Origin of the sequence: Micromonospora sp. NPDC049275, from assembly GCF_043197115.1 — a bacterium.
Classification (GTDB): Bacteria; Actinomycetota; Actinomycetes; order Mycobacteriales; family Micromonosporaceae; genus Micromonospora.
In genome coordinates this window covers 78,496-91,961 of sequence record NZ_JBICSN010000013.1, presented here as the reverse complement: position 1 = coordinate 91,961, position 13,466 = coordinate 78,496, and the positions used below count along the sequence as shown (strand labels likewise).

At 72.1% G+C, this 13,466-nt stretch carries 13 protein-coding genes and 1 pseudogene; 9 read left to right on the top strand and 5 right to left on the bottom strand.

Going from position 1 to position 13,466, the window contains the following annotated elements:
- Nucleotides 1–182 precede the first annotated feature (182 nt).
- Complete coding sequence (phoU, locus tag ACGFIE_RS27835) at nucleotides 183–836, top strand: phosphate signaling complex protein PhoU (protein ID WP_363684512.1); 654 nt, start codon at nucleotides 183–185, stop codon at nucleotides 834–836.
- A 52-nt stretch (nucleotides 837–888) separates the two neighbouring features.
- On the opposite strand, the gene ACGFIE_RS27830 is transcribed toward phoU, so the two are convergent.
- A complete protein-coding gene (locus ACGFIE_RS27830; protein WP_007465667.1) occupies nucleotides 889–1,656 on the bottom strand; it encodes a phosphoglyceromutase in 768 nt (255 codons plus the stop codon).
- Nucleotides 1,657–1,809: 153 nt separating this feature from the next.
- On the opposite strand from ACGFIE_RS27830, the gene ACGFIE_RS27825 reads away from it, so the two are divergent.
- The gene (locus tag ACGFIE_RS27825) at nucleotides 1,810–3,147 is read left to right on the top strand and encodes an MDR family MFS transporter (RefSeq protein ID WP_393300014.1); all 1,338 of its coding nucleotides are present in this window, start codon (nucleotides 1,810–1,812) and stop codon (nucleotides 3,145–3,147) included.
- Between the two features lie 117 nt (nucleotides 3,148–3,264).
- Nucleotides 3,265–4,545 (top strand): MFS transporter, encoded by a 1,281-nt coding sequence (locus tag ACGFIE_RS27820; protein ID WP_393300011.1) that lies wholly within the window; start codon nucleotides 3,265–3,267, stop codon nucleotides 4,543–4,545.
- Between the two features lie 374 nt (nucleotides 4,546–4,919).
- Here the strand turns inward: ACGFIE_RS27820 and ACGFIE_RS27815 are convergent.
- Nucleotides 4,920–5,288, bottom strand: a pseudogene (locus ACGFIE_RS27815) (hypothetical protein); the annotation flags it as partial.
- Between ACGFIE_RS27815 and ACGFIE_RS27810 the strand changes: the two are divergent.
- The gene (locus tag ACGFIE_RS27810) at nucleotides 5,191–6,003 is read left to right on the top strand and encodes a hypothetical protein (protein ID WP_393300175.1); all 813 of its coding nucleotides are present in this window, start codon (nucleotides 5,191–5,193) and stop codon (nucleotides 6,001–6,003) included. The pseudogene ACGFIE_RS27815 and the gene ACGFIE_RS27810 sit on opposite strands and share 98 nt — an antisense overlap.
- Nucleotides 6,004–6,227: 224 nt before the next feature.
- Here ACGFIE_RS27810 and ACGFIE_RS27805 read toward each other — a convergent pair whose 3' ends face one another.
- Both ACGFIE_RS27805 and mshA read right to left on the bottom strand, forming a co-directional pair.
- Entirely contained in the window at nucleotides 6,228–6,749 is a 522-nt protein-coding gene (locus tag ACGFIE_RS27805; protein ID WP_393300008.1) for a YbjN domain-containing protein, read from the bottom strand.
- 55 nt (nucleotides 6,750–6,804) lie between these two features.
- Nucleotides 6,805–8,169, bottom strand: coding sequence for a D-inositol-3-phosphate glycosyltransferase (gene mshA / locus ACGFIE_RS27800; RefSeq protein ID WP_393300006.1), 1,365 nt, complete (start codon nucleotides 8,167–8,169; stop codon nucleotides 6,805–6,807).
- 207 nt (nucleotides 8,170–8,376) lie between these two features.
- On the opposite strand from mshA, the gene ACGFIE_RS27795 reads away from it, so the two are divergent.
- Both ACGFIE_RS27795 and ACGFIE_RS27790 read left to right on the top strand, forming a co-directional pair.
- Nucleotides 8,377–9,141, top strand: coding sequence for an SDR family oxidoreductase (locus ACGFIE_RS27795; RefSeq protein WP_393300003.1), 765 nt, complete (start codon nucleotides 8,377–8,379; stop codon nucleotides 9,139–9,141).
- A 15-nt stretch (nucleotides 9,142–9,156) separates the two neighbouring features.
- Nucleotides 9,157–9,945 carry a class I SAM-dependent methyltransferase gene (locus ACGFIE_RS27790; RefSeq protein WP_393300000.1) on the top strand — a complete coding sequence of 263 codons (789 nt, stop codon included), beginning with the start codon at nucleotides 9,157–9,159 and terminating at the stop codon, nucleotides 9,943–9,945.
- Between the two features lie 12 nt (nucleotides 9,946–9,957).
- On the opposite strand, the gene ACGFIE_RS27785 is transcribed toward ACGFIE_RS27790, so the two are convergent.
- Nucleotides 9,958–10,959: a UDP-N-acetylmuramate dehydrogenase gene (locus ACGFIE_RS27785; protein ID WP_393300166.1), complete on the bottom strand. Its 1,002-nt coding sequence runs from the start codon at nucleotides 10,957–10,959 to the stop codon at nucleotides 9,958–9,960.
- A 150-nt stretch (nucleotides 10,960–11,109) separates the two neighbouring features.
- Here ACGFIE_RS27785 and ACGFIE_RS27780 point away from each other — a divergent pair, with 150 nt between their 5' ends.
- From ACGFIE_RS27780 to ACGFIE_RS27770, 3 genes are all read left to right on the top strand, one after another.
- Nucleotides 11,110–11,868 (top strand): maleylpyruvate isomerase family mycothiol-dependent enzyme, encoded by a 759-nt coding sequence (locus ACGFIE_RS27780; protein WP_393299998.1) that lies wholly within the window; start codon nucleotides 11,110–11,112, stop codon nucleotides 11,866–11,868.
- Between the two features lie 88 nt (nucleotides 11,869–11,956).
- Nucleotides 11,957–12,085: a hypothetical protein gene (locus tag ACGFIE_RS27775; protein ID WP_393299996.1), complete on the top strand. Its 129-nt coding sequence runs from the start codon at nucleotides 11,957–11,959 to the stop codon at nucleotides 12,083–12,085.
- Complete coding sequence (locus ACGFIE_RS27770; protein ID WP_393299993.1) at nucleotides 12,082–13,461, top strand: GH1 family beta-glucosidase; 1,380 nt, start codon at nucleotides 12,082–12,084, stop codon at nucleotides 13,459–13,461. Before ACGFIE_RS27775 ends, ACGFIE_RS27770 begins: the two co-directional genes overlap by 4 nt.
- Nucleotides 13,462–13,466 lie beyond the last annotated feature (5 nt).

The window sequence follows — 13,466 nt, the reverse complement described above, 5'->3', positions numbered from 1 at the left end:
TTAACCTGGCTACCACACAGAACGGGACGAACCACCCGCACTTTCGGAAGTGTTCACCCCCACGTCTGACGTCGTTCACCGTGGTTCATCCGGGATCCGTTCCCGCGCCCTACCGTTGGCGTCGCACCTGCTCAACCCCTGCGCCGGCACCCGTCGGCGGCGACCGACCACAGGACGTGATGATGCGCGACGAGTTCCGGGCCGACCTCCAGATCGTCAGCCAACTGCTGGTGGACATGGCGGAGGGCGTCCGCGCTGCCATGCGCCAGGCCACCCGGGCCCTGCTCACCGCCGACAGGCAGGCCGCCGAGACGGTCATCGAGCGGGATGCCGAGATCGACGACCTCTACCGACATGTCGAGGAGCGGGTGTGTGACCTGCTCGCCCGGCAGGCGCCTGTCGCCTCCGACCTGCGTGCCATGATCACCGCGCTGCACGTGGCGGCCGACCTGGAGCGGATGGGCGACCTGGCCGACCACGTGGCCAAAACGGCGTTGCGCCGCCACCCCTCGCCCGCCGTACCGGCCGAGCTGCGCACGATCTTCACCGAGATGTCGGACATCGCCGACCGGATGGCCGTGAAGATCGGTTCGGTGCTGGCCAAGCCCGACGCCGACCTGGCCGGTGAGCTGGACCGGGACGACGACGCCATGGACGAGCTGCACAAGAGCCTGTTCTCGGTGCTGCTCGGCGACGACTGGCCGTACGGGGTGGAGACCGCTATCGACGCCACCCTGCTGGGCCGCTTCTACGAGCGCTTCGCCGACCACGCGGTAAACGCCGGCGAGCACGTGATCTACCTGATCACCGGGGAGAGCACGCCCACCGGCAACTGACACACGGCAGAAAAGGGGGCCCCTGCGTCGCAGGGGCCCCCTTTCTCTACTCTCAGCGGCCCTGGTTGGCGACCGCGGCGGCGGCTTCCTTCGCCGCCGTCGGGTCGAGGTAGGTGCCGCCCAGGGTGAGCGGGCGCAGCTGCGGGTCGAGGTCGTAGCGCAGCGGGATGCCGGTCGGGATGTTGAGCTTGGCGATCGCCTCGTCGGAGATCTGGTCGAGGTGCTTCACGAGGGCGCGCAGCGAGTTGCCGTGCGCGGCCACCAGCACCGTCCGGCCGGCCAGGATGTCCGGCACGATCGAGTCGTACCAGTAGGGCAACATCCGCTCGACGACGTCCTTGAGGCACTCGGTGCGCGGCATCAGCTCGGTCGGCAGCAGCGCGTACCGCGGGTCGCCGACCTGCGACCACTCGTCGTCGTCCGCGATCGGCGGCGGCGGGGTGTCGTACGACCGACGCCAGAGCATGAACTGCTCCTCGCCGTACTCGTCGAGGGTCTGCTTCTTGTTCTTGCCCTGCAGGGCGCCGTAGTGGCGCTCGTTGAGCCGCCACGACCGGCGCACCGCGATCCAGTGCCGGTCGGCGGCGTTCAGCGCCAGCTCGGCGGTGCGGATCGCCCGGCGCATCACGCTCGTGTGGACGACGTCCGGCAGCAGGCTGTGCTCACGCAGCAGCTCGCCGCCGCGCCGTGCCTCGCCCTCGCCCTTCTCGGTCAGGTCGACGTCCACCCAGCCGGTGAAGAGATTCTTCGCGTTCCAGTCACTCTCGCCGTGCCGCAGCAGGACCAGCGTCCCGACGGTGGGCCCCTCGCTCGCAGTCATGCGGATCATCCTGCCTCAACCCCGTACCGGACACGCGGGCACCCGTCGTGACGACCACCACGTGAAAAAGCCAGTGACCTGCGAATCCGGCCGCCACTAGGGTTGTAAGGCGCTCTAGTCACATCGGTCATTACTTGCAAGCGGGGGCACCACGTGCGGACAATGCGGAGCTGGTTCCGGGACACCACAGGCGGCCTGCCGGCCACCTTCTGGTACCTGTGGTCGGGCACGCTGATCAACCGGCTCGGCTCGTTCGTCCTGGTCTTCCTCGCCATCTACCTGACCCAGGAACGGGGCTTCTCGGCCTCGCAGGCCGGTCTGGTGATCGGCCTGTGGGGTGTCGGCGGGGCGGTCGGCACCACCGCCGGCGGCACCCTGGCCGACCGGTGGGGCCGACGGCCGACGCTGCTCACCGCGCATCTCGGCGCGGCGACCATGATGCTCGCCCTCGGGCTGGCCCGTGACCTCTGGGCAGTGGCGCTGGGTGCGCTGCTGCTGGGCATGTTCGCCGAGGCGGCCCGGCCGGCGTTCGGCGCCATGATGATCGACGTGGTGCCGGCCAGGGACCGGCTGCGTGCCTTCTCGCTCAACTACTGGGCGATCAACCTGGGCTTCGCCTGCGCCGCCGTCCTCGCCGGTCTGGCCGCGCAGGCCGACTACCTGCTGCTGTTCGTGGTCGATGCGGGAACGATGCTGATCACCGCTTTGATCATCTTCGTCCGGGTGCCGGAGACCCGCCGCGGCGGGTACGCGGTCGCGGCGACCACCGCCCCGCGCGGCGCGCTGCGCACGATCCTCACCGACCGGGTCTTCCTCGGTTTCGTGGCGCTGAACCTGTTCGCCGCGATGGTCTTCCTCCAGCACATCTCGATGCTGCCGATCGCCATGGGCGACTCGGGCCTGAGCCCGGCCACCTACGGCTCGGTGATCGCGCTCAACGGCCTCCTCATCGTCGTCGGCCAACTCTTCGTGCCCCGGCTGATCCGGGGCCGGAACCGCTCGCACGTGCTCGCGCTCGCCGCCGTGGTGATGGGGGTCGGGTTCGGGCTTACCGCGTTCGCCGGCAGCGCCTGGTTCTACGGGCTGACGGTGCTGATCTGGACGCTCGGCGAGATGCTGAACTCGCCGTCCAACTCCACGTTGATCGCCGAGCTCTCCCCGGCCGAGCTACGCGGTCGCTACCAGGGCGTGTTCGGGCTCTCCTGGCAGATCGCCGGGGCGAGCGCGCCGATCCTCGGCGGCCTGGTGCGGGAACACGTCGGCAACGCCGCGCTCTGGTTCGGCTGCGCCGTGATCGGTGTACTGACGGCGGTGGCCCACCTCGCGTCCGGTCCCGCCCGGGAACGGCGGGCCGTCGCGCTACGTCACGACGCCGACGCGTCCGCGCCGGCCGGTACCCGCCCCGCGGCGGCGCAGCCCGCCGAGGCGGCGCAGCCCGCCGAGGCGGCGCAGCCCGCCGAGGCGGCGCAGCCCGCCGAGGCGGCAGCCTGAGCGGGGCGTGACCCCTGAGACGTACGGCTCATGATCGGGGACACGACTGGCGCGAATCGGCCCGACTTCCTACCGTCCTGGAGAAACGGTTAAGAAACTGAACTGTCGGGAGGACTGATGCACGCCCTGCGGCGCGGGTGGCACGACACCGCGGGCGGGCTACCCGCCACGTTCTGGTACCTCTGGGCGGGGCTGCTGATCAACCGCGCCGGCGCGTTCGCCATGCTCTTCCTGTCGCTCTACCTCACCGACGCCCGGGGAGCCAGCGAGTCGGTGGCCGGCACGGTGGTCGGGGCGTACGGGGCCGGTGGGGCGGCCGGCGTGCTGCTCGGCGGGGTGCTGGCCGACCGGTGGGGCCGGCGGGCCACCCTGCTCGCCGCCCACCTGGCCACCGTCGCCCTGATGGTGGCGCTGGCCTTCAGCCGGCCCCTGCTGCTGATCGCGGCGCTGTCCGCGCTTGTCGGCGTGGTGCACTCGATGCCCAGCCCCGCCTTCGTGGCGGCGATCGTCGACGTGGTGCCCGCCGAGCGCCGGTCACGCGCGTTCAACCTCCAGTTCTGGGCGTTCAACCTGGGCATGGCTGTCGCGTCGCTGCTCGCCGGGGTGCTGGCCGAGGCGAGCTTCACCGCGCTGTTCCTGGTCGACGCCGCCGCCACGCTGACCGCCGCCGCCGTCATCGGCTGGAAGGTGCCGGAGACCCTGCGACGGGCCGCCACTCCCGCGCCGGCCGACTCCCCGCAGGTCGGCCGCTCTCGCCGACAGGGGCTGCACACCGCGCTCACCGATCGGACCTTCCTGGTCTTCGTCGGTCTCACCTTCGTGCTGGCCGTACTCACCCTGCAGACCTCGACCATCATGCCGCTGGCGATGCGCGCCGACGGCCTGGGACCGTCCGCGTACGGGGTGGTGGTGGCACTCGGGGGCGCGCTGATCGTGCTGGGGCAACTGTTCGTGCCCCGGCTGATCGACAGGCACCGCAAGGACGTCGTGCTGGCAGTCTCCACGGCGCTGCTGGCGATCGGGTTCGGCGTGCTCGCCGTCGCGGACGAACTGGGCGTCTACCTCGGTGCGGCGGTGGTCTGGACGGTCGGCTCGATGCTGGCCGCGCCGCCCAACGCGCAGATCAACGCGGATCTGGCACCGCCGCACCTGCGCGCGCGGTACCAGTCGGTCTTCTACCTGACGTTCCCGGCTGCGGCGTTCGTCGCACCCACGCTGGGCGGGGTGAGCCTGCAGCACCTCGGCGACCGGCACTGGCTGATCGTGGGCGGGCTGGGCCTGCTGGCCGCGCTCGGGCACCTGCTGGCCGGGCCGTCTCGCGACCGGCACGTAGCCGCGCTGCGCCGGGCCGCCGGCCGGGAGCCGGCACCGCGCGTGGACCGCGTCCAGACGGGCTGATCGACGGTACGACGGCAAAGCGCCCACCGTGTCCCGAAGGTCATGGTGGGCGCTCGCCGGTGGGGCCGGCGGCGGCGGGCAACACTCACCCCCGTAAGCATCGCCCGCTCACGCCGCCGGTCCAAACAGGTGGGCACCGTCCCCCAACGGTTGGTCCACCCGTCCCATCGCGCCTCGCCTGGTGCGCGGATCTGATCGATCCGCCGCTCCCCCGAACGTTTCCAAGCGTGGCGCGGTGCAATAAAGCTAGTTCGGCCGGATTCTGGATTCAACCCAGATGGGCTGTCTCGCCGGTCACAACTGGCGAGTATCCCCAGCTCGGGCCTCGGTCTGTGGCAACAGCCGGGTACCCGTCGGGCATTCCCGCAAACACCTCAGCCGTCCTCACGATCGGGTGACTCCGTCCGGAAGAAGTTGCTCTGCCGGCCGTCGCGCATCTGCTCCTGGAAGATCAGGTTGAGGCGGCGCAGATCAAACGTGTAGAACCACTCATCCCAGGTGATCTCACGAATCCGGCTGCTTTCCCGGTAACCGGGGATGTTGAAGGTCAGCACTCCTGCCCGGCCGTCCCGCTCGGTGCCCGCGATGGTCGCGGGCTTCGCGCCGCGCTCCGCCGCCCAACGCTGGATCACCTCGTGATTCGCGGTGATCAGGCTTCGTCCCGGCCGCTCCGGCCGGTCCGCGATCGAGGAGATCACCTGCGAGCTGCGGACCGACCGTCCGGTGCCCCGTCCGGTCCGGATCCCACCGGCCGCCATCCCACCGGCCGCCGGCTGGCTCGCCGTGGCCCTCTTGGCCGGCGCCGACCGCTTGGCCGTGGCCCGCTTGGCGGGCGCCGACCGCTTCGCCGGCGCCGCCTTGGCCGTGGCCCGCTTGGCCGGCGCCGACCGCTTGGCGGCCGGTCGGGACGGCGCCTTCTTCGCGGGCGCCTTACGCGCGGGCGCGGTGCGCGCGGTCGCCGACGTCCTGCGTGCGGTGGTCGACTTGGCCGCCGCTGTCGTCTTCTTCGTCGCGGCCGCCTTCCGGGCCCCGGTCGCCTTGTTCGTGGCGGTCGTCCGCTTCGCGGCGGTCGACTTGGTCGCTGCGGTCGTCCGCTTCGCGGCCGTGGTCCGCTTCGCTGCGGTCGTCTTCTTCGCTGCGGCCCGCTTCGCGGGAGCGCTCTTGTTCGCGGGCGCGGCCTTCGCGCGACCCGGTGCCGCCCTCGACGCCGACTTCTTCGTCGCGGCGGCCCGACCGGCCGACGCCCTGGTGCCGGTCGCCCGACCAGCCGGTCCGGTGCTGCGCCGACCCGCGCCACCCGCGTCCGAACGCATCGAACGCACCAGCTGCTTCACCAGGTCGGGCTTGCGCAGCGCGGAGATCCCGGAGACCCCGCGCTTGCGCAACTGCCCGCGGATGTCCTCCACCCGCATCCGGGAGATCTCCGACTCGGAAACCCCTGGAGTAGCCGGACTCTGATTGCCGGCCTGTCGTTTGGTCCTGGTCGCAGTCCCGCCGCGACCTGAGCTGTTCCGCTGAGCCATGGGACGCTCACGCTCCTCGACACTCCGTCCTCGGCGCGCGGGGGTCCCTCTGCCGCACCGCGCGGTGCGGCATACCCGTCAGGAGCAGTCCGAACCTCCAGCAACCAACCAGCTCGAACCACGCCTCAAGCCGGCCGGAGGCGGGAGGGTTGGCGGGCGTCAGGCGGGGTCGGGGGCGGGGTCCGCTCCGGACGGCTCGAAGAGGTGGGCGAAGGCGGCCAGGTTCGCGGTGGACTCGCCGCGCTTGACCCGCCACTCGTACTCGCGCCGGATCGAGCTGCCGAAGCCGATCTCCAGCATCGTGTCGAAGGACTCGTCGGAGTAGGTGAGCACCGAGCCGAGCAGTCGGTCCAGCTCGTCGGCGTCCACGCCGGCCGGGTTGACCCGCCCGGTCAGGTACACGTCGCCGACGGCGTCGGTGGAGAAGGAGACCCCGTACATGCGGGCGTTGCGCTGGAGCAGCCAGGCCCACAGCTCCTCCCGCCGCTCGTCGGGCTGGCGCATGACGAACGCCTCGATCCGCAGCGCGTGCTCACCGACGATCAGGTTGCAGATCGTCTTGAGCTTGTGGGTGCCCGGCAGGGTGATCGCGTACGAGCCGGGCCCGGTCGACTCCCAGGCCAGGTCACGTTCGGCACAGACCGACTCGATCAGGGTCGCAAGATCGCTCTTCGGGCTCACCGGACCCACTCTACGACCGCCCCGGCCCACGCACCCGTTGACGACCGGCGGGCGGTCACCAGGAGCAGGAGAGGGCGGGGTCTCCGGCAAGGTCGGCGGCGAGGCGGGCCCGGCGCGCGGCGATCGCCTCGCCGTAGACGTCGAGCAGGCCCGAGACTGTGCGCTCCCAGGAGAAGTGTCGGGCGTGCTGCGCGGCGCCCCGGGACAGCCTCGCCCGCAGCGCACGGTCCGGCAACAGGCGGCCCAGGGCCCGGGCCCAGTCCACCGGATCGTGCCCGTCGATCAGCACCCCACTGGTCTGGTCCCGGACGGCGGTGACCAGGCCGCCGACGGCGGCGGCCAGCACCGGCGTACCGCAGGCCTGGGCCTCCAGGGCGACGAGCCCGAAGGATTCGTTGTGCGACGGCACCGCGACCAGGTCGGCGGCCCGGTACAGGGCCGGCAGGTCGTCGCCGGTACGCGGCGGCAGGAAACGGACCCGGTCGGCGACCCCGAGCGTCGCGGCCAGCTCGATCAGGGCGGTCGGCCGGTCCAGGCCACTGCCGCTGGGCCCGCCGCAGATCACGACCGTCACCTCGTCGGCGAGGGCCGGATCACGCTCGCGCAGAGCGGCGATCGCGCGGACGAGCACGTCCGGCGCCTTGAGTGGTTGGATCCGACCGACGAAGGCCACCACGTACCCGTCGACCGGCAGTCCCAGCCGGCGGCGGGCGGCACGGGCGGCCACGAACCGGTCGCCCGGCGGGGGTCGGAACCGGGCCAAGTCGACGCCCGGCTGCACGACGGAGACCTGGTCGGGGTCGGCGTCGTACCGCTCCACGAGGTCGCGGGCCTCCACCCGGGTGTTGGCGACCAGCCGGTCGGCCTCGGCGACTACCTGCTCCTCGCCGATCACGCGGGCCTTCGGTTCCGGCCTGTCGTCGGCGGCGAGTTGGGCGTTCTTGACCTTGGCCAGGGTGTGCGCGGTGTGCACCAGCGGCACGCCCCAGCGCTCCTTGGCCAGCCAGCCGACCTGCCCGGACAGCCAGTAGTGGGAGTGGATGAGGTCGTAGTGCCCGGGTGGGCGGGACGCCTCGGCGCGCAGCACCCCGGCCGTGAAGGCGCAGAGCTGGCCGGGCAGCTCCTCCTTGGTCAGCCCTTCGAGGGGGCCGGAGGTGATGTGCCGGACCTGCACGCCGGGGGCCATCTCGACCACCGGGGGGAGGTCACCCGAGGTGGCCCGGGTGAAGATCTCCACCTCGACGTCGGCCTCGGCGAGCCGCCGGGCGACCTCCAGGATGTAGACGTTCATCCCACCGGCGTCGCCGGTGCCGGGCTGGTGCAGTGGTGAGGTGTGCACCGAGAGGGTGGCGATCCGGCGGGGCCGGGGCCACGGTCGGGCACCTCGCTGACGGCCAACGCCGGTGTGCAGTTCCGCCACGTCCGCTCCTTCAGTCACGGTTAATGCCGTCTCGCACGACCGGCGCTTCTCGCTCAACCTGTACGCCAGATGTCATCTTCCCCATCGGGCAACGGAAATGCCTCGGCGCGGCCGGCCAGGGTGACGGACCTCATCAACCATCGGCCCGAAGCGGCGACGCCCACGCCCGATCGGAAGGGCCCGGACGACCGGGGCGACAATGACGCAATGACCTCAGTCGCCATCGTCACCGGAGCGTCCAGCGGGATCGGGGCGGCCACCGCCCGCCGGCTGGCCGCCGAGGGTTTCCACGTGCTCGCCGCCGCCCGCCGCGCCGACCGTCTCGCCGAGCTGGTCGCCGAGATCACCGCCGCCGGCGGGCAGGCCACCGCCGTGACCTGCGACATCACCTCGGACGAGTCGGTCGCGGGGCTCGCCGAGGCTGCCGCGCGGGCCCCCGGGCCGGTCACCCTGCTGGTCAACAACGCCGGCGGCGCGCGGGGCCTGGACCCGGTGGAGTCCGGCTCGGTCGCCGACTGGCAGTGGATGTACGACGTGAACGTGCTCGGCACGCTGCGGGTCACCCAGGCGCTGCTGCCGGCGCTGGAAGCCTCCGGTTCCGGCACCATCGTGGTGGTCTCCTCCACCGCCGGCCTCACCGTGTACGAGGGCGGCGGTGGCTACACCGCCGCGAAGCACGCGCAGACCGCCATCGCCGGCACGCTCCGCCTGGAGCTGTGTGGCCGCCCGCTGCGGGTCATCGAGATCGACCCGGGGATGGTGAAGACCGACGAGTTCGGGCTGGTCCGCTTCGAGGGCGACGCCGAGCGGGCGGCCGCCGTCTACGCCGGGGTGCCGGGGCCGCTTGTCGCCGAGGACGTGGCGGACTGCATCGCCTGGTGCGCCACCCGTCCCGAACACGTGAACATCGACCGGCTGGTCGTCCGGCCACGGGCGCAGGCGGCGCAGCACAAGGTGCACCGGGTCTCCTGAGTCGGGAGCAGGATCATGAGCGGGGCTCCACGACGCCGGCCGCTCGGCGTGGTCACCCGGGGCACGACCAACCCGAACCGGCTGCGCCGGGTGGACAATTGGATCGTCGCGACCTGCGCCGACCGGCTGCGGGCGGCGGCCGACCCGCTGGTGGTGGACCTCGGGTACGGCGCCACGCCGGTGACAGCCGTGGAGTTGCGGGCCCGGCTGGCCGCCGGGGTCCGTCGGGACGTACGCCTGGTCGGGCTGGAGATCGACCCGGCGCGGGTGGCGGCCGCGACACCGGCCGCCGACCCGCCCGGCCTGACCTTCGCCCGGGGTGGCTTCGAGTTGGCCGGGCTCCGGCCGGTCCTGGTCCGCGCGTTAAACGTCCTGCGGCAGTACGACGAGAGCGAGGTGCCCGACGCCTGGCGGACGATGACCGCCGCGCTCGCCCCGGGTGGGGCGCTCGTCGAGGGCACCTGCGACGAACTGGGCCGGCTGGCGAGCTGGCTGCTTGTCGACGTGGACGGCCCGCGGACGCTGACCCTGGCCGCGAAGCTCACCACGCTGGGCAGTCCCGCCGAGCTGGCCGAGAGGCTGCCCAAGGCGCTGATCCACCGCAACGTTCCGGGCGAGGCGGTGCACGACCTGATCCGGGCCCTGGACGACGCCTGGCACGCCGCAGCTCCCTACGCCACCTTCGGCCCACGTCAACGTTGGCTGCGGGCCGTGGGCAGGCTCAGAGACGACGGCTGGCCCGTGCTCGACGGTCCGCGCCGCTGGCGGCACGGCGAACTGACCCTCCGCTGGCCGCTGCCGTGAACGGGGTGGGGATCAGAGGACGCAGTTGATGAGGACCGGCTCGGGGTGCAGGGTCACGCCGAGACGGGCGTGCACGGTGTCGCGGATGGTGCTGGCGAGGGTGAGCAGGTCGCTGGTGCTGGCCGTGCCGCTGCGGTTGGTGAGGGCGAGGGTGTGCTTGCTGGAGATGGCCACGCCGTCCGGGCCGGGGTGGCCCTTGGCGAAGCCCGCCTTGTCGATGAGCCAGGCCGCGCTCACCTTGACCAGGCCGTCCGCCCCGGGCCAGGCCGGGGGCTCACCCAGGTCGGCGGAGCGCTCCCGCAGCAGCTCGTACGTCGCCCGGTCGAGCACGGGGTTGGTGAAGAAGGAGCCGACCGAGCGGGTGTCCGGGTCGGCGGCGTCGAGCACCATGCCCTTGCCGGCGCGCAGTCGCAGCACCGCCGCCCGCGCGTCGGCCAGCGGCACCCGCTCGCCCACCTCGACGCCGAGCGCCCGGGCCAGCTCGGCGTAGCGCACCGGGCCGGACAGCGGCGAGCGGGTGAGCCGGAAGTCGACCGAGAGCACCACCCAGCGGTCCTGGTACTTGAAGATGCTGCCCCGGTAGGCGAAGCCGCACTCTGCCGCGGGAATGATCCGACGGGTGCCGTCGAGGCGGTCGTACACCTCGACGCCGGTGATGGTCTCGGCGACCTCCTGGCCGTAGGCGCCGACGTTCTGGATCGGGGTGGCGCCCGTCGAGCCGGGGATGCCGGAGAGGCACTCCAGACCGGCCCAGCCGTTGCCGATCGTCGCGGCGACCAGGTCGTCCCACGGCTCGCCGGCCTCGACGCGTACGGTGACCGACCCGGCGTCCTCGGAGATGATCCGCAGCCCGCGGGAGCGCACCAGCACGACCGTGCCGGGGAAGCCTGTGTCGCCGATCACCACGTTGCTGCCGCCGGCCAGGATCAGGATCGGCCCGTCGGTGGTCCGGACCGCCCGGATGATCTCGTCGGCGCTGGTCGAGGCCACGATCCGCCCGGCCGGTCCGCCCATCCGTAGCGTGGTGTAGCCAGCCAGTGGACCCGGGATGGCACGATCGGCCTCGGTTGTCGGCTGGGCGTAGGCGTCTGACACGTCTTTCACCTTAGGCTGATGGGCAGCCGTGGCACCTACTGGTGGCCCGGCACCCCCGGGAGGATGGCGATGAGCAGACTGCAGGGCAGCAAGGACTTCTGGATTGGGGCGCTCCGGGCCGAGGGCCCGGCGTTCGCCGCGGCGGTCGCCGAGGCGCCGCCCGAGACACCCGTGCTGTCCTGTCCGGGCTGGACAGTCAATGATCTCACCCTGCACCTCGCGGGGATCTACCACTGGGTTTATTCGTTCGCCGGGTCCGGGCGGACGGAGGCGCCGCCCCGCCGAGGTGCGTCCGACGCACAGTCGGGCCTGACCGCGCTCCAGCTCTGGCAGCAGGGGTACGACCAGCTGATGAGCCTCTTCGACGGCCTGGACCCGGAGGCGCCGGCGTGGAACTGGGCGCCGCAGCCGAAGAAGGCCGGTTTCTGGCCGCGCCGGATGGCGCACGAGACGGCGGTGCACCGCTGGGACGCCCAGCTCGCCATCGCCGCCGGTGAGCCGGTCGAGGCCAAGCTCGCCGCCGACGGGGTGAGCGAGGTGCTGGACACCTGGTTGCCGGCCGGCCGGCGGCAGGTGAAGGGCGACTGGCACGGGGTGGTGCAGCTCGCCGCGACGGACGCGGATCAGGAGTGGTATCTGCGGCTGCGCGGCGAGGGCGTGGCGCTGCTGGACACGGCGACCATCTTCGACCACGACGATCACCACGCCCGCGCGCAGGTCAGCGGCACCGCGAGCGATCTGCTGCTGGCGCTCTGGGGCCGGGTCAGCTTCGAGACCCTCGACGTCACGGGCGACCGCGCGTTGCTCGACGGCCTGCGTACCGGCTGATCCGGGCACCGGGTGCGCCCCGGCGGACCTGACGAGTGCGCCACCCCGTCCGGGGTGACGCACTCGTTGTCGCTCCGGGTGGTGGGGAGTGGATTCGAGAGAGCGCTCTCTTGACAGTGTCAGCGGAATCTTCCACGCTGACGTGATAGCGCTGGTCTTCGTGCTGTTCGGCCGCCAGATCATCGGCGAGATCATGGAAGGTGCGGTCAAGGCGTGAATGAGATCCGTTTTCCTGAACACTTCCTCTGGGGGGCGGCCACCGCCGCGTACCAGATCGAGGGCGCGGCCCGCGACGACGGCCGCGGGCCGTCCATCTGGGACACCTTCTGCCGTACGCCGGGAAAGGTGTACCAGGGCCACACCGGCGACGTCGCCTGCGACCACTACCACCGGTACGCCGACGACGTGACGCTGATGGCCGAGCTGGGCCTGCGGGCGTACCGGTTCTCGGTCGCCTGGCCCCGGATCCAGCCCGACGGCAGCGGCCCGGTCAATCCGCGAGGTCTGGACTTCTACGACCGGCTCACCGACACCCTGCTCGCCCGGGGCATCGACCCGATCGTCACCCTCTACCACTGGGACCTGCCGCAGAGTCTGGCCGACCGGGGTGGCTGGACCAACCGGGAGACCGCCGAGCACTTCGCCACGTACGCCACAGCCGTGTACGCCCGCCTCGGCGACCGGATCGACGTCTGGACCACACTGAACGAACCGTGGTGCTCGGCCTACCTCGGCTACGCCAACGGGGTGCACGCGCCGGGCGAGCGGGACGCGGCGGCGGCCTTCACGGCCGTACACCATCTGCTCCTCGGGCACGGCCTGGCGGCGCGGGCGCTGCGCGCGGCCGGCGCGCGCAGCGTCGGCATCACCGTCAACCCGGCCGACGTCCGACCGGTGGACCCGCAGAGCGCGGCCGACGCCGCCGCCGTCCGCCTGGTCGACGGCCTGCACAACCGGATCTTCCTCGACCCGCTGCTGGCCAGCGGCTACCCCGACGACGTCCGCGAGCACGTGGCCCGCATCGTCGAGCCGACGTTCATCCGCGACGGCGACGAGAAGCTGATCGCCGCCCCGATCGACCTGCTCGGGATCAACTACTACGCGCCCACCTACGTCGCCGGCCGGCCCGACGGCGAGGGCGACGGCGCCTATCCGGGCACCGAGGGCGCGGTGCACTTCCTGCCGCCGGCCGGGCCGCTCACCGACATGGGTTGGATGATCGAGCCGGCCGGGCTGACCCGGCTGTTGGAGCGGATCGCCGCCGACTACCCCGGCGTGCCGCTGCTGATCACCGAGAACGGCGCGGCGTTCCCCGACAAGGCGGGCGTCGACTCGCCTCACGGGCCCGCACAGGTGATCGACGACGACCGGATCGCCTACCTCGACGGGCACCTGCGGGCCGCGCACGAGGCGATCTCCCGGGGCGTGGATCTGCGCGGCTATCTCGTATGGTCATTCCTGGACAACTTCGAGTGGGCGGAGGGTTACCGCAAGCGGTTCGGGATCGTGCACGTCGACTACCTGACCCAGCGGCGCACTCCGAAGGCCAGCGCCCGGTGGTACCAGGAGGTGATCTCCCGGAACGGGCTGTGACGAGC